Origin of the sequence: Algibacter luteus (assembly GCF_900141715.1) — a bacterium.
Classification (GTDB): Bacteria; Bacteroidota; Bacteroidia; order Flavobacteriales; family Flavobacteriaceae; genus Arenitalea; species Arenitalea lutea.
This window is the reverse complement of the sequence record NZ_FQYK01000001.1, coordinates 556,869-577,213: the sequence shown is the minus strand read 5'-3', so window position 1 is coordinate 577,213 and position 20,345 is coordinate 556,869. Positions and strand designations below refer to the sequence as shown.

20 protein-coding genes are annotated in these 20,345 nt (G+C 32.7%); 19 read left to right on the top strand and 1 reads right to left on the bottom strand.

Annotated elements, in window-relative coordinates:
* Positions 1 to 36: 36 nt before the first annotated feature.
* Together BUA46_RS02375 and BUA46_RS02370 are read left to right on the top strand one after the other, a co-directional pair.
* Positions 37 to 999: an aldo/keto reductase gene (locus BUA46_RS02375; RefSeq protein WP_019386167.1), complete on the top strand. Its 963-nt coding sequence runs from the start codon at positions 37 to 39 to the stop codon at positions 997 to 999.
* Between the two features lie 90 nt (positions 1,000 to 1,089).
* The gene (locus BUA46_RS02370) at positions 1,090 to 4,797 is read left to right on the top strand and encodes a metallophosphoesterase (protein ID WP_019386168.1); all 3,708 of its coding nucleotides are present in this window, start codon (positions 1,090 to 1,092) and stop codon (positions 4,795 to 4,797) included.
* Here BUA46_RS02370 and BUA46_RS02365 read toward each other — a convergent pair.
* On the bottom strand, positions 4,794 to 5,594 hold the full coding sequence (locus tag BUA46_RS02365) for a hypothetical protein (protein ID WP_019386169.1): 801 nt from the start codon (positions 5,592 to 5,594) through the stop codon (positions 4,794 to 4,796). The genes BUA46_RS02370 and BUA46_RS02365 overlap by 4 nt on opposite strands.
* 134 nt (positions 5,595 to 5,728) lie before the next feature.
* Here BUA46_RS02365 and BUA46_RS02360 point away from each other — a divergent pair, with 134 nt between their 5' ends.
* The 17 genes from BUA46_RS02360 (at position 5,729) to BUA46_RS02280 (ending at position 20,342) form a co-directional block, all read left to right on the top strand.
* Positions 5,729 to 6,595 carry an acyl-CoA thioesterase gene (locus BUA46_RS02360; protein WP_019386170.1) on the top strand — a complete coding sequence of 289 codons (867 nt, stop codon included), beginning with the start codon at positions 5,729 to 5,731 and terminating at the stop codon, positions 6,593 to 6,595.
* Positions 6,596 to 6,600: 5 nt separating this feature from the next.
* Positions 6,601 to 7,275, top strand: a complete 675-nt coding sequence (locus BUA46_RS02355; protein ID WP_019386171.1) for a glycerophosphodiester phosphodiesterase — start codon at positions 6,601 to 6,603, stop codon at positions 7,273 to 7,275.
* Entirely contained in the window at positions 7,272 to 8,489 is a 1,218-nt protein-coding gene (locus BUA46_RS02350) for a BaiN/RdsA family NAD(P)/FAD-dependent oxidoreductase (protein WP_019386172.1), read from the top strand. The genes BUA46_RS02355 and BUA46_RS02350 overlap by 4 nt, the downstream gene beginning before the upstream one ends.
* Positions 8,490 to 8,491: 2 nt before the next feature.
* On the top strand, positions 8,492 to 8,905 hold the full coding sequence (locus BUA46_RS02345; RefSeq protein WP_019386173.1) for a DUF4174 domain-containing protein: 414 nt from the start codon (positions 8,492 to 8,494) through the stop codon (positions 8,903 to 8,905).
* Positions 8,898 to 9,434, top strand: a complete 537-nt coding sequence (locus tag BUA46_RS02340; RefSeq protein ID WP_019386174.1) for a DUF1697 domain-containing protein — start codon at positions 8,898 to 8,900, stop codon at positions 9,432 to 9,434. The genes BUA46_RS02345 and BUA46_RS02340 overlap by 8 nt, the downstream gene beginning before the upstream one ends.
* A 3-nt stretch (positions 9,435 to 9,437) precedes the next feature.
* Complete coding sequence (locus tag BUA46_RS02335; RefSeq protein WP_019386175.1) at positions 9,438 to 10,547, top strand: diphosphomevalonate decarboxylase; 1,110 nt, start codon at positions 9,438 to 9,440, stop codon at positions 10,545 to 10,547.
* Between the two features lie 71 nt (positions 10,548 to 10,618).
* Positions 10,619 to 11,548 (top strand): mevalonate kinase family protein, encoded by a 930-nt coding sequence (locus BUA46_RS02330; RefSeq protein WP_019386176.1) that lies wholly within the window; start codon positions 10,619 to 10,621, stop codon positions 11,546 to 11,548.
* A 52-nt stretch (positions 11,549 to 11,600) separates the two neighbouring features.
* On the top strand, positions 11,601 to 12,503 hold the full coding sequence (locus BUA46_RS02325) for a geranylgeranylglycerol-phosphate geranylgeranyltransferase (protein WP_026009896.1): 903 nt from the start codon (positions 11,601 to 11,603) through the stop codon (positions 12,501 to 12,503).
* Positions 12,504 to 12,685: 182 nt separating this feature from the next.
* Positions 12,686 to 13,528 (top strand): pseudouridine synthase, encoded by an 843-nt coding sequence (locus tag BUA46_RS02320; protein WP_019386178.1) that lies wholly within the window; start codon positions 12,686 to 12,688, stop codon positions 13,526 to 13,528.
* Between the two features lie 515 nt (positions 13,529 to 14,043).
* Entirely contained in the window at positions 14,044 to 15,516 is a 1,473-nt protein-coding gene (locus tag BUA46_RS02315; RefSeq protein ID WP_019386179.1) for an arginine decarboxylase, read from the top strand.
* On the top strand, positions 15,503 to 16,480 hold the full coding sequence (locus tag BUA46_RS02310) for a deoxyhypusine synthase family protein (protein ID WP_019386180.1): 978 nt from the start codon (positions 15,503 to 15,505) through the stop codon (positions 16,478 to 16,480). The genes BUA46_RS02315 and BUA46_RS02310 overlap by 14 nt, the downstream gene beginning before the upstream one ends.
* 2 nt (positions 16,481 to 16,482) lie before the next feature.
* A complete protein-coding gene (locus tag BUA46_RS02305; RefSeq protein ID WP_019386181.1) occupies positions 16,483 to 18,009 on the top strand; it encodes a GNAT family N-acetyltransferase in 1,527 nt (508 codons plus the stop codon).
* 48 nt (positions 18,010 to 18,057) lie between these two features.
* A complete protein-coding gene (locus BUA46_RS02300; protein WP_019386182.1) occupies positions 18,058 to 18,381 on the top strand; it encodes a hypothetical protein in 324 nt (107 codons plus the stop codon).
* A gap of 17 nt (positions 18,382 to 18,398) precedes the next feature.
* Positions 18,399 to 18,620: a hypothetical protein gene (locus BUA46_RS02295; RefSeq protein WP_019386183.1), complete on the top strand. Its 222-nt coding sequence runs from the start codon at positions 18,399 to 18,401 to the stop codon at positions 18,618 to 18,620.
* Positions 18,621 to 18,630: 10 nt separating this feature from the next.
* Positions 18,631 to 19,041: a VOC family protein gene (locus tag BUA46_RS02290; RefSeq protein WP_019386184.1), complete on the top strand. Its 411-nt coding sequence runs from the start codon at positions 18,631 to 18,633 to the stop codon at positions 19,039 to 19,041.
* Positions 19,041 to 19,820: an RMD1 family protein gene (locus BUA46_RS02285; protein ID WP_019386185.1), complete on the top strand. Its 780-nt coding sequence runs from the start codon at positions 19,041 to 19,043 to the stop codon at positions 19,818 to 19,820. The genes BUA46_RS02290 and BUA46_RS02285 overlap by 1 nt, the downstream gene beginning before the upstream one ends.
* 144 nt (positions 19,821 to 19,964) lie before the next feature.
* Entirely contained in the window at positions 19,965 to 20,342 is a 378-nt protein-coding gene (locus BUA46_RS02280) for a hypothetical protein (RefSeq protein ID WP_019386186.1), read from the top strand.
* The last annotated feature ends 3 nt before the right edge of the window (positions 20,343 to 20,345 follow it).

Below are 20,345 nucleotides of genomic sequence, written 5' to 3'. Positions count from 1 at the left end.
AATTCATTTAATCCAATCATCAAAAGCAATAGATTTATGGGAAAGAATATAACAAAATTGGGATTAGGGTTGGCCGCATTAGGTAGACCAGAATACATTAATATTAGGGAGGACGAATCTATTGATAAATCCGAAATAGTTTTCAAGCAAAACACCTTTTCGGTATTAGATGAAGCTTACCAATTAGACGTTCGTTATTTTGATACGGCACCTTCATACGGAAAAGGAGAGGCGTTTTTACAAGAGTGGATAGATACAAGAAAGTATCAAGATGTTATTTTAGGAACAAAATGGGGTTATACTTATGTGGCGAATTGGGAACTAGGGTATGAAGGTAAACACGAAATAAAAGAACATTCTTTAAACAAACTGCTAGAGCAATGGGAGGTTTCAAAAAAGCTATTGCCAAATTTAAAATATTACCAAGTGCATTCTGCAACTTTTGATAGCGGTATATTAGAAAATGAAGAAGTTTTAAATCAATTACATCTCATTAAAAAACAAACAGGTTTAAAAATTGGAATTACAACAAGTGGTGCAAATCAAAAAGATATTATTGAAGCAGCTCTAAAAATTCAGACTGAAAATAGGCCTTTATTCGATAGTTTTCAAGTTACCTATAATATTTTTGAGCAATCTACTTTTTCAATTTTAAAGACTATTTTGAATACTGGTAGATCGGTTATTATTAAGGAAGCTTTAGCCAATGGCCGCATTTTTCAAAATGAAAAATTTCAGCATTATTCTGAAACTTACAGAATTTTAGATCAACTTTCTGAAAAATATGGAGTAGGTGCCGATGCCATTGCGTTACGATTTGTAATGGATAATCTTCAACCAACTTTCTTACTGAGTGGTGCATCAAATCTCAATCAATTACAAGAAAACTTAAAAGCAAAGTCGTTTCATTTAACTAACCCTGAATTGAGTATCTTAGAATCAATGGTTGTATCGCCAGACAATTACTGGCAGGAGCGTAGTGATTTATCATGGAACTAATATTAATTTGCTTACTTATATTTTAATCATTAATTTATCCAATAGTTTTAAAAAAGTGTTTGTTTAAGAATTGAACACAAAAAAAGATCTATGAAGTTTATAAGAATTGCGCTAATTTCTACAATTACTTTTCTATTTACAGCATGTGCAACTTATGCGCCACAATATGCCGATGAAAAACACAACGAAGTTCAGTTTCCCGATAAAGAAATTGATAAGCGGTTTTATTTGGTTGGAGACGCAGGTTTATCTCCCCAAGATGGCATGTCTCATGCCTTAACAGCTTTTAATAAGCACCTTGAAGGTAAAAAAACCAAAGGCGATTATACTATTTTTCTTGGTGATAATATTTATCCTGATGGTTTGCCATCTAAAAATTCTAAAAAAAGAGCCAGTGCAGAAAATGCATTGAATGCGCAAGCAAAAGCGATAGCTGGGTTTAAAGGTAAAACCGTATTTATTCCTGGAAATCATGATTGGTACGCGAACGGACTAAAAGGACTAAAACGCGAAGAAAAATATATTGAAGATTTAGTTGGTAAAAATACCTTTCAGCCTGAAAATGGTTGTCCGTTAGAAAGTATTGATGTTAGTGAAACCATCCAATTAATTATTATTGACACTCAGTGGTATTTAGAAAACTGGAATTTGCATCCCACAATAAATGACGAATGCGAAATAAAAACTAGAGAACGGTTTTTTCTGGAAATTGAAGGTGAATTGAAAAAAGCCCAGAATAAAACAACTGTTTTTGCAATGCATCATCCTATGTTTACAAATGGTTCTCATGGAGGTAAATATGCACTAAAAAAACATCTATATCCTTTTCAACAAAAAATTCCGCTTCCTGGTATAGCATCTTTTATTACTCAGTTAAGAACGCAAGGAGGCGTTTCTATTCAAGATCGTTATAACGAGCGTTACCATGAGTTAATGAGTCGTTTAGAAACGATGACTTTAAATGCCGAAAATGTTGTTTTCGTATCTGGTCATGAACATACGCTTCAGTATATTGAACAAAGAGGATTAAAACAAATTGTATCGGGTTCTGGAGCTAAAGAATCTTTTGCGGAACTTGGTACTAGCGGATTATTTTCTACTGGAAAACAAGGGTTTGCTGAACTCACTATTTTCAAAGATGGAAGTAATTGGGTACGGTACTATGTTGCCGAAAATGAACACCCAAAATTAGCGTTTACTAAAGAAGTATTTCCACCGAGAAAAACATACGATTTATCACATTTACCTGAATCATTTCCACAGGAGGTGGAAGTATCCATCTATTCAAAGGACGAAACCGATGTCTCTGGATTTTTTGAATCGGTTTGGGGTAGCCATTATCGCGATATTTATGGGACAAAAATAAAGGCAAAAGTAGCGACGCTAGATACACTTTACGGAGGCTTGGAAGTAGTTAGAAAAGGCGGAGGTCACCAAACCAGATCGTTACGTTTAAAGACTAAAGATGGTAGAGAATTAAATATGCGAGCTCTAAAAAAAAGTGCGACACAATATTTACAAACAGTATTATTTAAAGATACTTATGTACAAAATGAATTTGAAAAAACAGCCATAGAAGAATTGATTCTAGATTTTTATACGGCTGCACACCCATATGCGTTTGCTGTGGTTCCAGATTTATCAGATGCTGCAAAAATTTATCATACCAATCCTAAATTATATTTTATTCCGAAACATAAACACTTAGGGGAATATAATGAAGAGTATGGAGGTGAATTATATTTAATTGAAGAACGACCTGAAGAAAATTATACCGATGATAGAAACTTTGGGTATGCCGATGATATTGAAAGTACACACGACATTATAGAGAAAATTAGAGAAGATGAAAAACATAAAATTGACGAAAATGCTTTTGTAAGAGCAAGACTTTTTGATATGCTTATTGGCGATTGGGACAGACACCAAGACCAGTGGCGATGGGCGCAATTTAACATGGAGAATGGCGATAAATATTATAGACCCATTCCTAGAGATAGAGACCAAGTATTTTCAAATTTTGACGGTGCGTTACTCGATGTTATGAAAATTATTTCAGGCTCTACAAAACAGCTTCAAGTTTATGACGAAAAGTTGGAAGATATAGAATGGATGAATGCAGCAGGTATAAAACTAGACCGCGTATTGGTGCAACAAGCAGATAAAGAAACTTGGCTAAAACACGCCAAATTTCTTGAAGAAAATGTAACCGATGAAGTCATAGAAAAAGCATTCTCTAAAGTACCAAAAGAAGTTCAAGATAAAACCCTCATTGATATTAAAGAAAAACTAAAAGGACGGAGAGGTAACTTGCAAGATATTGCTTTGCGCTATTATAATTATTTAAATGAATTGGTTGTTTTAACGGGAACCGATAAAGATGATTATATTGAAATTACACGAACAGGTGACAAAGAAACCAATATTAAAATATCAAGAATTATTGATGGTGAAAAAGGTGAAGTTATTGTCGATAAAACCTTCAATAAGGACATTACAAAGGAAATGTGGATTTATGGTTTAGATGATAAAGATATTTTTGAAGTTACAGGAAAAGCAAGTAATCCTATTTTTATAAGGCTCATTGGTGGGCAGGAAAACGATACTTATATTATAAAAAATGGAACTAAAATTAAGGTGTATGATCATGAAAGTAAGACAAATACAATTAAAGAAAACAAAGGTGCGCAGATTCGATTAACCGATGTTTATAAGCTTAATTTGTTTGATTTTAATAAGAATATAACAAAGTCGAGTGTGATTACACCAGCAATAGGATTTAATCCAGACGATGGTTTTTTATTGGGAGTGTCATTCTCTAAAACAACAAAGGGCTTTCAAAGAAACCCATTCTCGGTTCAACACAGATTTAAAGGTGGTTACTATTTTGCAACTTCCGGATTTTCATTACAATATGATGGTGAAATAGCTAACATAATGAACGATTGGAATTTGCATTTAGGTGGGCAATTTACTACTGAGAATTTTACAAATAACTTTTTCGGATACGGAAATGAAACCGTTAATAACGATGACGGTTTAGATCTGGATTACAATCGTGTAAAAACAAGTATTTATGCAGTTCGAGCAGGCATAATTAAAAAAGGAAATTTTGGTAGCGATTATGGGTTTAGAACCATTCTTGAAGGTATTGAAATTGAAAATACTCCAGATAGATTTATTACCGATAATCATGTTCCTGCTTCTGAGACTGAATATTTCAAACGTCGCTATTTTGGTGGTTTAGAAGCGCAGTTTAATTATAAAAGCTTTGATGATAAAATTAACCCAAAACGTGGCATGACATTTATGTTACAAATAGGAGGGAAAACAGAATTTGAAGAAACTAAAAACACCTACGGATATATAAACTCCAATCTTGGTTTTTACAACGCTTTGACAAAAAATAAAAAGCTAGTTTTAAAAACAGATGTAAGAACACAAATTCGTATAGGCGATGAGTTACTATTTTATCAGGCTGCAAATATTGGTGGTAAAAACGGTTTGAGAGGTTATAGAACCGAGCGATTTACAGGAAAAAATGCCTTTGTTAGTAGTGCTGATTTGCGCTATAGCTTTCCGTCATTCAAAACAAATACGTTGCCTTTGCAAATAGGAATTTTTGCCGGTGGCGATGTGGGAAGAGTATGGGTTGCTAACGATACATCAAAACTTTGGCATAACGATTACGGGGGCGGTTTCTGGATTACAGCAGCCGAAAGTTTATCAGGAACCTTTAACTTTTTCAATAGTAAAGAAGGATTAAGATTTTCGTTCGGTTTCGGACTTAACTTTTAATTCAATTTGAAAGTATACAAGTTACCACCTTCGCTTTTGTCTTTTTCGTCGGTAATATAAACGGTAGTATTGTTTTTAAAGCAAATGCCTTCTTTTTGAGAATCGTGGTCAAATTTTTGTTCGTCTATGTTACCATCAAAGAAATTATCGCCTTTAAAATTTGATATTTTCCAGAGTTTATCATGATTTAAAAGCACAATAATTTCACCATTATCGCTAATATCCGCCGAGGTTATTTTATGATGTTTTCCATCTAAATTAAAGTTTTCAACTAAAATAGCGGTATGTTTTCCAATCTTATTGGGCACTTTTAGTAATATGCTAGATTTGTTTTCTTTACTAAAAATGTAGAAGAAATTATTGTAGAGAAAAAATGCTTCAAAGTCTTCCGAATTAACCTTTTTTGGTAAGATGAAATTAATACGTTCGGCAGTTGTTTTGTCATTTTTAAGATCAGAAACTTTATAAATGGTAAAATCATCACGATTTTTACTGTTATTACCAAAATCACCTATATACAAATTACCTTCATTATCAGAAGTTAAATCTTCCCAATCAATATTACTTGAATTACTAATGTCAATATCTTTTATAAGTTTTCCTTTAGTGTTGAATCCGTAAATATTGTTTTTATTTCCAGCATCTTCTATCGTCCAGAGCAAATTTGACCCAGAAACCTTTTCCACAGCCGAAGCTTCTTCTAAGCTATTTGGTAAATCGGCAATAACATCAAGTTTACCAGTGTGGCAAGCGGTGAACAGAACAGTTATAATGAATAAATTTCGAAAATAATACATAGCTTTCTTTAATTTATTTCAAAATTACAATTTAGAAGTTTTAAATTATAGGCTAAAATCATAAACTATTTATAAAAGATGCATGAAAACCCTAATATATTTAATAGTTTTATCCTGAAATTGAAAAGTAAAATATGACAACAGTTGATGATTTGTTAAATCTACTGGTTTTAGATAAAATAAGTGACACCGAATTCAATGGTGAAAGTAAAGCCATTGGAAGCCCAATTGTGTTTGGCGGTCAGGTTTTAGCTCAAGCAATAAATGCGGCGAGTAGGACCATTACGAACAAAAGAGTATTACATTCAATGCATGCTTATTTTTTAGAAGCAGGCAATTTAGAGTTGCCAATAACTTACAATGTGAGTTTGGTTAGAGATGGAGGGAGCTTTTCAGTAAGACGAGTAACAGCGCATCAAAAGGATTCAACAATTTTTATTTTATCGGCTTCATTTCATAAAAAGGAGGATGGTTATAATCATCAAGTAACAATGAATTCTGATATAAAACAACCTGAAGAATTGTTAAGTTGGACCGAGATGCGGGAAGAGTTTGGAGAAGCTTTACCAAGAGGTTTAAAGTCGTTTTTAGAAATTAAGCGTCCTATTGAATTTAAACCTACGGCTTTTGCAAACCCTTTAGACCCGAAAAATTTGCCACCAAAACACCATGTTTGGTTTAAACTTAAAGGTGATATAAATGGTTTAGATTTAAATACAAAACAACAAATTTTAACGTATATTTCAGATTATAATATATTGACATCTACTCTAAACCCACACGCAAGTAAAGCACATTGGGGTAATACACAAACCGCAAGTTTGGATCACTCCATGTGGTATTTTAGAGATTTTGATTTTTCCGATTGGTTATTGTATGCCACGGAGTCACCCAGTGCTTCGGGGGGAAGAGGTTTTGCTCGAGGCAATATTTTTACACGAAACGGTGAGTTGGTTGCAACCGTTGCTCAAGAGGGTTTAATACGTCCCATAAAAAAATAAAAGACATGTTAAAAATAGGACATAGAGGTGCTAAAGGGCACGCAGCAGAAAACACATTGGCTTCTATTGAAAAGGCTTTGAAGTTAGGTGTTGATGGTATTGAAATAGATGTACACAGATGTGCTTCGGGCGAGTTAGTCGTTTTTCATGATTTTACAGTCGATAGAATGACTAATGGTAGTGGAGAAGTGTCTAAATTAACTTATAAAGAGCTTAAAAAATTTAAAACAAGAGGGAATTTTGAAATTCCAACTTTATCTCAAGCTTTAACTTTAATAAATAACAAATGCCTCTTAAATATTGAACTCAAAGGACTCGATACGGCAAAAGAAGCAGCCAGAATAGTGGCGTTTTTTGTAGATAAAAAAGGATGGGATTATCAAAACATTGTCATCTCAAGTTTTCACGAAGATTTGTTAGAAACCGTATTTAAGATTAATGATAAAATTCCATTAGGAGTACTAACAGATATTAATGTAAATAGAGCAGTTACTTTTGCTAAAACCATAAATGCGAAATCAATACATATAGATTATACGATGTTAACTGCAGAGATTGTTGAAGATTTAAAACAAAACTTCAAGGTTTATGCATATACCGTAAATAACTTAAATCCCATCGCACGAATTAAATCTTATGGAGTTGATGGTATTATTTCTGATTACCCCGACAGATTATGATTCAAAAGGATGTTGTGATAATTGGCGGAGGTGCAGCAGGCTTTTTTGCAGCAATAAACATATCAGAACAAAAACCAAATTTAAAAGTTACATTATTAGAACGCGGAAAAGAAGGATTAGCCAAGGTTAAGGTTTCTGGTGGCGGACGCTGTAATGTTACACATGCCGAATTTATTCCTCAAGATTTAATAAAGAATTATCCTCGTGGTGAAAAAGAATTATTGGGACCTTTTCATCAATTTATGACGGGAGATACTATTGAGTGGTTCGCTAACAGAGGTGTTGAATTAAAGATTGAAGAAGATGGTAGAATGTTTCCAGTTTCTAATTCATCACAAACTATAATAGATTGTTTTTTAAACGAAGCCGATAAATATGGAGTAGAAGTGTTATATAATCATGCTGTAAAAAACATTGAAAGTACAAAAGACGCTTTTAAAATTGAAACTTCCCAAGGTGAATTTTTAGCAGAAAAAATTTTAGTAGCTACAGGGAGTAATCCAAAAATCTGGAACCTTTTAGAGCGTTTAGGGCACTCCATTGCTCAACCTGTACCTTCATTATTTACATTCAATATAAAAGATGAACGCATCAATGATATTCCGGGTGTAGTGGCTAAAAATGTAGAAGTAAAAGTATTAGGAACAAATTTATGGAGTGAAGGACCATTATTAATTACGCATTGGGGATTAAGTGCGCCATCAATTCTAAAACTATCAGCTTTTGGTGCGTTAGAATTGGCTGAAAGAAACTATAAATTTGAAATTGAAATCAATTTTATAAAAATGACTTTTGAAGATTGTTTAGATACATTAAAAGCACTGAAACAAGATTTAGCTAAAAAAACAGTATTCAAATCGACACAGTTCGATATTCCGAAACGATTGTGGCATAAATTGGTGTTAGCCTCAAATATGACTATGGAAACACGTTGGGCAGATTTAAATAAATTACAATTAGAATCGTTAGCGAGCCAGTTAACACAAGCGGTATTTCAAGTAGATGGAAAAAGTACATTTAAAGAAGAGTTTGTAACTGCAGGTGGTGTAAATCTTAAAGAAATCAATTTTAAAACCTTTGAAAGCAGAATTGTAAAACATCTTTATTTTGCTGGTGAAGTTTTAAATATTGATGCGGTTACCGGTGGTTTTAACTTTCAAAATGCATGGACTGGGGCTTACATTGCAGCAAAGTCTATTCTAAATTCAGAATAAATATGAAATATGTGATAGCTATTTTGTTACTTTCAAACGTTATGTGGTCTCAAAACTTAGAACCTCATCAATGGAAGGACCGTGTTATTGTTATTAATGCTGCAGAAAGTTTTCGAGAGTTAGCAGATTCACAATATGAGCTTTTTAAAGTTGAACAGCAAAAACTTTTAGACAGGAAAATTGTCCTTTATAAATGTGTAGCAAATACCTGTGTGTTTTATAATTGGAAACAAAAACCGAAAAAGTTTCAAATTAAAAATTCAATACGTGATTATAGTTGTGTTTTAATTGGGTTGGATGGATTTCAAAAATATAAATCCAATAAAATAGAGAATGTTAGTGTGTTTTTAGATTTAATTGATACTATGCCAATGAGACGTCAAGAACTCGAAAATCGTAGAAAGAAAAATGACTAAGTTTATAGCACTACTTCGTGGTATTAATGTTAGCGGACAAAAGAAAATCCCAATGGTGGAGCTTCGTGAGTTACTTGCTAAAATGGGTCTTTCAAATGTTCAAACTTACATTCAAAGTGGCAACGTAATTTTTCAGTCATCAGAATCAAATAAAGCAAAATTAGCATTGCAAATTCATAATGCTATAAAAGCTCATTTTGGTTTTGAAGTGCCAGTTCTGGTATTAAAACCGAAAGAATTAAAAGCGATTTTTGATGCATGCCCATTCCCGGAAGATCAGAAAACAAATAGTTATTTTATGATGTTGTATGAAGTGCCGGATAAGATATTAGTCGAAGAAGTCTCAAATTTATCATATTCCAATGAAACATTTCATATCAAGGATACGTGTATTTATTTTTATTCTGCTATCGGCTACGGGAAATCAAAATTTAGCAATAATTTTTTCGAACGGAAATTAAAAGTTACTGCTACTGCAAGAAATTATAAAACTATGGCAAAGTTATTATCTTTGTCAGCTGATAATTAGTTTATGATAGAAGAAAGCTTCATCCCAAAAAAATATTCAAATTCAGTTGAAAACGGAAGTTTTACTTGGTCGTCTCCTAGTAATATTGCTTTAGTTAAATATTGGGGCAAAAAGGAACATCAAATACCAGAAAATCCATCTATAAGTTTTACGCTTAACAATTGTAAAACGATTACTACAGTGGGTTTTTCGAAGAAAGAGAATCATGATAGTTACTCTTTTGAAGTGTTTTTAGATGATGAAAAAAAAGACGATTTCAAACCTAAAATTGAAACATTTTTTAAACGTGTTGAAGTATATTTACCCTTTCTGAAAGCTTATCATTTCAAAATTGAAACATCAAACACATTTCCTCATAGTTCTGGTATTGCTTCTTCGGCATCAGGAATGAGCGCTTTGGCATTGTGTTTAATGAGTATTGAAAAGTTAATAATTGAGTCTGATGAGGCCATGAGCGCAGAAGAAAGTGCTCTAAGTAATGAACATTTCATTCAAAAGGCATCGTTCTTAGCGAGGTTAGGTTCAGGAAGTGCGTGTAGAAGTTTAGAAGGCGATTTGGTGGTATGGGGAAAACATGAAGCGATTTCAGGAAGTTCAGATTTATTTGGTGTTAAATACCCAAATGAAGTTCACGGTCATTTCAAAAATTATCAAGACACTATTTTATTAGTAGATAAAGGAGAAAAACAAGTTAGCAGTACTGTTGGGCATAATTTAATGCATGGGCATCCTTTTGCGCAACAGCGATTTAAACAAGCTAATACCAATCTAACGAACATGGTGACTATTTTAAAAGATGGTGATTTAGATGCCTTTATTGCACTCGTTGAAAGTGAAGCCTTAACTCTGCATGCGATGATGATGACGAGTATGCCATATTTTATTTTAATGAAACCAAATACTCTAGAAATTATTAATAAAATATGGAGTTATAGAAAACGAACAGGCTCTAAAGTTTGCTTTACACTAGATGCCGGTGCAAATGTACATGTGCTATATCCTGAGTCTGAAGCTACTTCGGTATTAGAATTCATTCAGAATGAATTAGTTGCATATTGTCAAAATGGACAGTATATTTGCGACGTTATTGGTTTGGGAGCTAGTAAATTATAAGAATTATTTATTTTTTGTTTAAAAAAACACTATATTTGTTAAACAGATTGCTCCAGCTAAAATAGCTATTTATGAAAGGACCTCTTTTTTACTCGAAAATTCTACTCTTTGGTGAGTACGGAATTATCAAAGATTCTAAAGGTTTATCCATCCCTTATAGTTTCTATAATGGCGCTTTAAAAAAGGATGAAAATCCATCTGAAGCTGCTTTAAAATCTAATCAAAGTCTAAAGCAATTCGCTAACCACATTCAAAGTATAGACGATAGTATAGTTCGTTTTGATATCGATAGATTAATTGAGGATGTTAACTCTGGAATGTATTTCGATTCTTCAATTCCTCAAGGCTACGGTGTAGGAAGCAGTGGTGCTTTAGTTGCAGCTATTTATGATAAATATGCATTCGATAAAATTACCGTTCTAGAAAATTTAACCAGAGAAAAACTGTTAAAACTAAAATCTATTTTTTCTGCAATGGAATCTTTTTTCCATGGAAAATCTTCAGGTTTAGACCCTTTAAATAGTTATTTAAGTATTCCAATTCTTATCAATTCACAAGATAATATTGAAGCTACAGGTATTCCTGCGCAACAAAGTGAAGGTAAAGGCGCTGTCTTTTTAATTGATAGTGGTATTATCGGAGAAACTGCACCAATGGTTAGCTTGTTTATGGAAAACATGAAGCAAGAAGGTTTCAGAAGCATGCTTAAAAATCAATTCATAAAACATACTGATGCCTGTGTTGACGATTTTCTTAATGGTGATATAAAATCGTTGTTCAGAAATACAAAACAACTTTCAAAAGTTGTACTTAATCATTTCAAGCCAATGATTCCTCAGCAATTTCATGAGCTTTGGAAAAAAGGAATTGATACAAACGATTACTATTTAAAGCTATGTGGATCAGGTGGTGGCGGATATATCTTAGGCTTTACAGAAGATATTCAGAAGGCTAAACAAGCACTATCAGATTATAAATTAGAAGTCGTTTATAACTTCTAAAACTTTCCAAATTGTTACTCTAAGCGCAGTCGAAGAGTCTAAAAAAAGACTTATGCTATCTCGTAAACAGAAACATATTCTACTTAAATTTTTTAGTATGTTTTCTGTAGTTCGCGGTTATAACATTTTAGTTGTAGTTATCGCTCAATACCTCACATCTATTTACATTCTGGCGCACGATAAACCTTTAAAAGAAGTCGTTTTCGATATTAATTTACTAGTCTTAGTTTTAGCATCGGCGGCAACTATTGCTGGAGGTTACATTATAAATAGTTTTTATGATTCAGAGAAAGATTTAATAAACCGCCCCGTAAAATCAAGATTAGATAGGTTGGTGAGTCAAAACACCAAATTATCATTTTATTTCGTGCTCAATTTTATAGCCGCAGTTATGGCCAGTTATGTGTCTTTCAAAGCAGTAATATTCTTTTCCTTATACATTTTTGGCATTTGGTTGTACTCGCATAAACTCAAGCGAATGCCTTTTATAGGTAATCTCACTTCTGCTATTCTTACTATTACACCGTTCTTCGCTATTTTTATGTATTACAAAAATTTCGAAACCGTCATTTTTGTCCATGCTATTTTCTTGTTTTTAATGATTTCAATGCGCGAACTCACCAAAGACCTCGAAAATATAAAAGGCGATATTGCACAAAACTATATAACCATTCCAGTGGCGTATGGAGAAAAAACATCCAAAGTCATGCTAACCATTTTAGCGCTATTAACACTAGTGCCAGCTTACTTGTTACTTTTTAAATTTCAGGTAGGTTACATGTATTTTTTCTTCTACTTAAGTATATTTCTGCTCATTATATTTTTGTTTTTACTTTGGAGGTCTAAAACCAAAATACAGTATTTAATACTTCACAACATCCTAAAATTTATCATTCTTGCAGGCGTGTTCAGCATTCTTTTAATCGATGTAAGTGTTATACTAAACCGCATTTAAATTTTGGCCGCCTGCCTGCCGGCCGGCAGGTTACCACAAGGGTCGCGCTTTGCGTTGCAAGTCCTCGTTCGTGCCTCACTGTGGGCTTTCCACTACAATCGCTAACGCTATAGCAACAAATCGATAAGCTTTAAATAAAGATTCATAATTTTTAAGTATATCTTTGCAAAAAATTATAAGTAATGAACAGACATCAAGGGAGTAAAGGAAAAGGAAAGCCATCAGGACGAGGAGGAGGTAACAAACGTTTTACAAGTTATGCTCGCGGAAATGCACCCATAAAAAAAGGACCATCATCACCTAAAAAGCCAAGTAATCCAGATGAAATAAGGCTAAATAAATATGTAGCCAACTCAGGTATGTGTTCACGTCGTGAAGCAGATGTGCATATTGCCACAGGTTTAGTTTCTGTAAACGGAAAAATTATAACAGAAATGGGCTATAAAGTAAAACCAGGAGATGAGGTGCGTTATGATGGTGCCAGAATAAACCCAGAAAAAAAAGCTTATGTATTGCTTAATAAACCTAAAGGATTTGCTACAACTACTAGCGAAGGTAAAGGAAGAACAGTAATGGATTTAGTTGCCAACGCTACATCTTCTAAAATAAAGCCTATTGGTCGTTTAGGACGAAACTCAAAAGGGTTGTTGTTATTTACAAACGACGATGCTGTAGTTAAGAAATTCACGAACTCTAAACATGGTGTGCCGCGTTTATTTCATATTGAACTCGATAAAAATTTAAAACTAGAAGATTTAAAAAAGATTCAAAACGGATTTAAAGTAGAAGGTAAACTTATTGAAGTTGAAGAAATAAGTTATATTGATGGTGCTTCAAAAAAAGAGATAGGACTAAAAATTAAAAATACAGGTAATACTATTATCCGAACTATTTTTGAATATTTTAAATATGATATTATAAGTTTAGACTGCGTAGCCATTGGGCACTTAACCAAAAAAGATATTCCTCGAGGGCACTGGAAACATTTAACAGAGCAAGAGTTGAATACTTTAAAAATGTTATAGTTAACAGTTTAATTCAGCTTTAAAATTTACATCAAAATCAGTGTGACTTACAAGAGGGTATTAATAAATACCCATGTAGTTATACTGATTTTCTTTTTCTATCGGTTCAGAAAATATCTTTAATTAAACACAACCAAAATAGCACACAAAAATTCGTTATAACTACCTGATAATCAATATAAAAAAACGAATAAAAAAAATGCAAAAAAAAAGGTAAAAAAACATTGTATATCAAAAAAACAATTATTTTTGCTGCACTATTAGCTGAACACATTGATACCTGTTTCTATGTTCGGGCTTTTGAAAATTAGGAAGTCATATTCAAAAGCAGCTTACAGATTAAGTGACCGAATTTTAAAGCTAACTTCCTTTTCACCCATATATGCTATACAGCATAAATACGCCTTTGTGCCTACAACTTGCCGAGAGTTTCAGATTTGATATTGTTATTTTTTTATTATTTTAACGAGTAGTTAATACACCTATCTATATCTTTAACTTTTTAAATATACAATTTGAATACAAAATATATTGATTTAATAAATCAAACCTTCGATTTTCCACAGGAAGAATTTCAAGTAGCCAAAGGCGAATTGCAATTTCATAATATTGATTTAATGGCGCTTACCAGACAATACGGTGCACCATTAAAGTTTACCTATTTACCGCAAATCTCGAACAATATTAATAGGGCAAAAAGCTGGTTTGCAAATGCCATTGAAAAGCATGACTATAAAGGAAAGTACAACTATTGCTATTGCACTAAAAGTAGTCATTTTAAGCACGTATTAGATGAGGCTTTAAAAAACGATATACATATTGAAACCTCATCGGCGTTTGATATTGATATTGTTGAAAATTTAAAAGCAGAAGGAAAAATAAATGATAATACTTATGTTATCAGTAACGGTTTTAAGCGTGCACAATACATTACAAATATTGCTAGATTGATTAATGATGGGCATAAAAATGCTATTCCTATTATTGATAATTACGAAGAAATAGATTTGCTTTCGCAAGAAATAAAAGGCAAATTTAATGTGGGAATTAGAATAGCATCAGAGGAAGAGCCAAAATTTGAATTCTATACCTCGCGTTTAGGAATTGGGTATAAAAATATATTACCTTTTTATAAAAACCAGATTGCTAATAATAAGAAAGTTAACCTTAAAATGTTACACTTTTTTATTAATACAGGAATTCGTGATAATGCTTATTACTGGAATGAATTGCTTAAATGTTTAAAGGTCTATACGAGTCTTAAAAAAATCTGCCCAACCTTAGATAGCTTAAATATTGGCGGTGGTTTTCCTATAAAAAACTCGTTAGCTTTTGAATTTGATTACGAGTACATGATTGATGAAATCATTAATCAAATAAAATTAACTTGCGAGGAAGAAGATGTAGATGTGCCAAATATTTTTACAGAATTTGGAAGCTTTACCGTTGGTGAAAGTGGCGGCGCTATTTACGAGGTGTTATACCAAAAGCAACAGAATGACCGAGAGAAGTGGAATATGATTAATTCATCATTCATAACAACTTTACCAGACACATGGGCAATAAATAAGCGTTTTATTTTATTACCATTAAATAGGTGGCAAGATAGTTACGAACGCATTTTATTAGGCGGTTTAACCTGCGATAGCGACGATTATTATAACAGCGAACAGCATATGAATGCCATTTATATGCCAAAATACAATAAGGATAAGCCATTATATATAGGATTTTTCAATACAGGCGCGTATCAAGAAACTATTGGCGGCTATGGCGGGCTTCAACACTGTTTAATTCCGTCGCCTAAGCATATTCTAATTGATAGAGATGATGAAGGTAATTTAACTACCAAATTATTTAGCGAACAACAAAAGAGCGAAGATTTGCTAAACATATTAGGTTATAAACAAAGCACTACAAAAATCAATAATAAAAAAATCGAAAGTACTAAAAACACTGTAAAAATTTCTGAAAATGACAACTACTAAAGGACCAATTTCTCAATTTATAGAAAAGCATTATCTACATTTTAATGCTGCAGCATTAGTTGATGCTGCAAAAGGATATGAGGCTCAGTTAAACAATGGTGCTAAAATGCTAGTGTCTTTGGCAGGAGCTATGAGTACTGCAGAGTTAGGCAAAAGTTTTGCAGAAATGATTCGTCAAGATAAAGTACAAATCATTTCTTGTACTGGAGCTAATCTTGAAGAAGATATCATGAATTTAGTAGCACATTCACATTACAAACGTGTGCCTAATTATCGCGATTTAACACCTCAAGAAGAGTGGGATTTGTTGGAAAAAGGACTTAACCGTGTTACCGATACGTGTATTCCAGAAGAGGAAGCATTCCGTAGGTTACAACAGCATATTTATGAAATCTGGAAAGATGCTGATGACAAAGGAGAACGCTACTTGCCTCATGAGTATATGTACAAAATGTTAATGTCTGGTGTTTTAGAGCAATACTACGAAATTGATGTAAAAGATTCATGGATGTATGCAGCAGCAGAAAAGAATTTACCTATTGTTTGCCCGGGTTGGGAAGATAGTACGATGGGGAATATTTTCGCAAGCTATGTATTAAAAGGCGAGTTAAAAGCAAGTACCATTAAATCTGGAATAGAATATATGACCTTTTTAGCAGATTGGTATACAGATAATTCAAAAAACGGTATTGGTTTCTTCCAAATTGGTGGCGGTATTGCGGGCGATTTCCCAATTTGTGTTGTGCCTATGTTATATCAAGATATGGAACGTACAGATACACCATTTTGGAGTTATTTTTGTCAAATATCAGATTCTACCACAAGTTATGGATCTTATTCTGGAGCTGTTCCAAATGAGAAAATCACATGGGGTAAGTTAGATATTAATACACCAAAATTCATTATAGAAAGTGATGCAACCATTGTTGCGCCTTTAATTTTTGCTTACCTTTTAGGTCAGTAACCATGGATACACAAAATATAGACAATATCGAGCTTAAATATTTAACTCTTGATGATTATCAAGAATTAAAAGAAGCAACTCTAGAATCGTACGCAGGTGTGCTTGATTCTTACTGGAAGAAAGGACATATTGAGCAACTCACTTCTATTTTTCCTGAAGGACAGGTAGTTATTAAAATAGACGGTGAAATTGCTGGTTGTGCATTATCGCTGATTGTTGATTATGATAAGATTGATGATAACCACACTTATGCTGATATTATTGCAGGTGAATCATTCAAAAATCACGACCCAGATGGCGATGTCTTATATGGCATCGATGTTTTTATCAAACCAGAGTTTAGAGGCTTGCGTTTAGGAAGACGGTTGTACGATTATCGTAAAGAAATTTGCGAAAACCTAAACTTAAAAAGTATCATTTTTGGTGGCAGAATGCCAAATTATCATAAGCATAAAGAGTATTCGCCTAAAGATTATATTGAGAAGGTAAAGCGTAAAGAAATTCATGATCCTGTTTTAAACTTCCAAATTTCAAACGATTTCCATCCAGTAAGAATATTAAAAGGTTATTTAGAAGGCGATACAGCATCAAACGAATATGCAGTTTTAATGGAATGGGATAATATTTATTATACCAAACCCACCAAAAAAGCAGCCACAGTAAAAACTATAGTACGTTTGGGTTTAATCCAATGGCAAATGCGTAGCTATAATAGTTTGGATGATTTAATGCAACAATCTGAGTATTTTATAGATAGTTTAGCAGCATACAGATCAGATTTTGCAGTGTTTCCGGAGTTTTTTAACGCGCCACTTATGGCGGAGTTTAACCATTTGCATGAGCCTGAAGCCATTCGAAAATTAGCCGAATTTACGGAGACCATAATTAACAAATTAAAACAATTAGCCATTTCGTATAATATTAATATTATATCTGGTAGTATGCCAGAGGTGGTTAATGATAAATTATATAATGTTGGATATTTATGTAGACGGGATGGGAGTTTTGAGCGTTATGAAAAAATACATGTAACACCAGATGAAGCCAAAGTTTGGGGGATGCAAAAAGGGAATAATTTGCAAACCTATGAAACCGATTGTGGTAAAATAGGGATTCTAATTTGTTACGATTCAGAATTTCCAGAATTATCAAGATTATTAGCGGATGAAGGAATGGACATTCTATTTGTGCCGTTTTTAACAGATACTCAAAACGGATATTCAAGAGTGAGATTATGTGCTCAGGCAAGAGCTATTGAAAACGAATGTTATGTGGCTATAGCGGGCAGCGTTGGTAATTTGCCTAATGTAAACAATATGGATATACAATATGCCCAATCTGCCGTATTTACACCATGCGATTTTTCATTTCCTAGTAATGGTATAAAGGCCGAAGCCACTCCAAATACCGAAATGATTTTAGTGGCAGATGTTGATATTAGTTTGCTAAGAGAATTGCACACATTTGGCGCAGTAAAAAATTTAAAAGATAGAAGAAAAGATTTTTACGATGTTATTCGAAAAAAATAATCATAAAATAGTATATTTAACTTGTCAGTAATAAATATTACCGAAAAAATGAAAAACAAAAGCGATAATTTAAAAAGAGTCATTGTCGATTTCAAAAAATTAACCCCTGAAATTTTGGCGTTGTTAGTTGAAAAATACCCAGATGGATATGACGATGACCATATTATTTCGTTTAGAAACCAACATAATGAAATTATTGAAGCTGTAGAAGTAACTACTGAAGATACCAAATACTTGGTAAAAGTAAGTTCGAAACTATCTGTAACAATGGAGAATTATGATGAAGATGATTACGACGATTTTGATAACAACGATCCTGAAGCTGTACAAGACCCAGACCCTGAGTTGATGGATGATGATAATGAAGAATAAAATAAAAATAAAGTACTATGAGAACAGCTGTTTTTAAGTCTTACAAAAACGGTCTTTACAAGTTTTGGTTTGAAAATGGAGAGGAACTCTCTTTTGAGGAAGTACATCCTCGCGTATTAAAACAATTTGATTTAAAAAATGACAAAAGCTTAAGAGAAACGGAGTTTAGAATCACCTTCATTGAAGATGGTGACGACGAGAATCCTATCTATAGAGTAGAAAGTTTAAAACCTCTTTAATTTATGCAATATGCAAACAGCTTTCCACATGTCTTTACCTTGCCAGAGTGTAAGAGAGACTAGCAGTTTTTACACCAATATTGGTGCTTCTCTGGGGAGAAAAACCCAAAATTGGGTTGATGTAAATTTGTATGGACATCAAATGACTTTCATTAAATCAGGGAAATTTAATTTTAGTAATCCTAATTACGTGTTTGAAGGTAAAATACTGCCGTCATTCCATTTTGGAGTCATTTTAGATTCAGAAACTTGGAATTCAGTTTATAAAAAACTAAAAGAGCAGAATTTAGATTTAGTAACTGAATCGGTATTCTTAAAGGATAAAACTGGTGAACACCAATCCTTTTTTGTCAAAGATCCTAACGATTATATGTTGGAATTTAAAAGTTTTAAAACTCCAAAAGACATTTTTAATTCATAATGTACGTAACTGTTGCTTATCAAGTAGCAAGTGCCATCAATATAAAAGAAAGTAAAACGCATTTAACATGGCGATTACGCTTTCAAGATAGTGATGAGTTGTATTACAAAGTATCAGATGATGCTTTTGTATATCTTTTTCAGTACGGAATGGTAAGTTTTTTTAATGTTGAAAAAAACGCCATTGACCAAATTTTGCAAGAAATTAAGCCTTTTTGCACACATTACTTTTTTGATAAATTATCCGAATCTATTGAGGTTATTGTTAAACCAAACACCATTAAACTAGAGTTTGATAAAATTGTTTTGCCTAGTCTAAACGAAGAAATGATTCGTTTGGTTATGTTAAACACATCCCAATCTGTTGCTTTAGATAGGTATTCTGAGATTACTGAAGAGTTGCTTAATGAAACCAATACACACACTGCTTACCTTGAAGAAAAAGGCAAGCTAGATATCACTGGAAATAAATTAAAACGTTTTATTGGTAGGGTGTTGAACATTAAAAATAAAATTTCAGAGAACTTATATATTTTCGATTCTCCTGAAATTACTTGGGAAAATGAACAACTTAATAGATTAAACCAAGATTTAAAACGTTCTTTCGATTTAAAAGATAGGTACCGATTAATACATGATCGCATTGAAATTATTAAAGAAAACTTAGAACTCTTTAAAGATATTATGGATCATAAAGAAAGTAGTCGACTAGAATGGATTATTATTATCCTGATTGTTATTGAAGTTATTGATTTATTTATAGCAAAAATTTTTACATAATTTAATCTGAACAAAAGGAATAAAACGTATATTTAATGCAATGATTACCAGGTGGTTTCAGGTTGAAGTCATCTCAAAGCAATTCGGGCTTGGTGTTTAGTAATTACTGAATAATAATATTTATAAAATTTTATTTTTTTAAAAATGAACGCAAAAAAAATAATGTTAATTAGTGGATTAATATTGGCTTTATTCTCACTATCTAGTTTTAATTCTGCAATGGTTTCTAATACTTCTGAAACGGTGGTTGCTCAAGAAGGTTTGGTTGTTTATGCTACTTTTGACGGTAAAGAAGATTATGGTTATAATTTTATAGCTACAGGTAAAGATGGTGAAGAGCATATGTTAACTTTTCAACAAGTTGAAGAAGATGTATTGAGTGCCTTTAATTTAAACGATAATTCTTTAGTAGGCGCTAAGTTCAAAATCACTTTTAATAGAGATTTAAAACTTTCAAAAGACGAAGATAACATGGATGATGAAGATGAAATTAACACCATCACTAAACTAGAAAAACTTTAATTT

Bases quoted from the DNA above. Each gene is read 5' to 3' on its own strand.
- BUA46_RS02375 (WP_019386167.1), top strand. From the start codon at position 37: ATGGGAAAGAATATAACAAAATTGGGATTAGGGTTGGCCGCATTAGGT.
- BUA46_RS02370 (WP_019386168.1), top strand. From the start codon at position 1,090: ATGAAGTTTATAAGAATTGCGCTAATTTCTACAATTACTTTTCTATTT.
- BUA46_RS02365 (WP_019386169.1), bottom strand. From the start codon at position 5,594: ATGTATTATTTTCGAAATTTATTCATTATAACTGTTCTGTTCACCGCT.
- BUA46_RS02360 (WP_019386170.1), top strand. From the start codon at position 5,729: ATGACAACAGTTGATGATTTGTTAAATCTACTGGTTTTAGATAAAATA.
- BUA46_RS02355 (WP_019386171.1), top strand. From the start codon at position 6,601: ATGTTAAAAATAGGACATAGAGGTGCTAAAGGGCACGCAGCAGAAAAC.
- BUA46_RS02350 (WP_019386172.1), top strand. From the start codon at position 7,272: ATGATTCAAAAGGATGTTGTGATAATTGGCGGAGGTGCAGCAGGCTTT.
- BUA46_RS02345 (WP_019386173.1), top strand. From the start codon at position 8,492: ATGAAATATGTGATAGCTATTTTGTTACTTTCAAACGTTATGTGGTCT.
- BUA46_RS02340 (WP_019386174.1), top strand. From the start codon at position 8,898: ATGACTAAGTTTATAGCACTACTTCGTGGTATTAATGTTAGCGGACAA.
- BUA46_RS02335 (WP_019386175.1), top strand. From the start codon at position 9,438: ATGATAGAAGAAAGCTTCATCCCAAAAAAATATTCAAATTCAGTTGAA.
- BUA46_RS02330 (WP_019386176.1), top strand. From the start codon at position 10,619: ATGAAAGGACCTCTTTTTTACTCGAAAATTCTACTCTTTGGTGAGTAC.
- BUA46_RS02325 (WP_026009896.1), top strand. From the start codon at position 11,601: ATGCTATCTCGTAAACAGAAACATATTCTACTTAAATTTTTTAGTATG.
- BUA46_RS02320 (WP_019386178.1), top strand. From the start codon at position 12,686: ATGAACAGACATCAAGGGAGTAAAGGAAAAGGAAAGCCATCAGGACGA.
- BUA46_RS02310 (WP_019386180.1), top strand. From the start codon at position 15,503: ATGACAACTACTAAAGGACCAATTTCTCAATTTATAGAAAAGCATTAT.
- BUA46_RS02305 (WP_019386181.1), top strand. From the start codon at position 16,483: ATGGATACACAAAATATAGACAATATCGAGCTTAAATATTTAACTCTT.
- BUA46_RS02300 (WP_019386182.1), top strand. From the start codon at position 18,058: ATGAAAAACAAAAGCGATAATTTAAAAAGAGTCATTGTCGATTTCAAA.
- BUA46_RS02295 (WP_019386183.1), top strand. From the start codon at position 18,399: ATGAGAACAGCTGTTTTTAAGTCTTACAAAAACGGTCTTTACAAGTTT.
- BUA46_RS02290 (WP_019386184.1), top strand. From the start codon at position 18,631: ATGCAAACAGCTTTCCACATGTCTTTACCTTGCCAGAGTGTAAGAGAG.
- BUA46_RS02285 (WP_019386185.1), top strand. From the start codon at position 19,041: ATGTACGTAACTGTTGCTTATCAAGTAGCAAGTGCCATCAATATAAAA.
- BUA46_RS02280 (WP_019386186.1), top strand. From the start codon at position 19,965: ATGAACGCAAAAAAAATAATGTTAATTAGTGGATTAATATTGGCTTTA.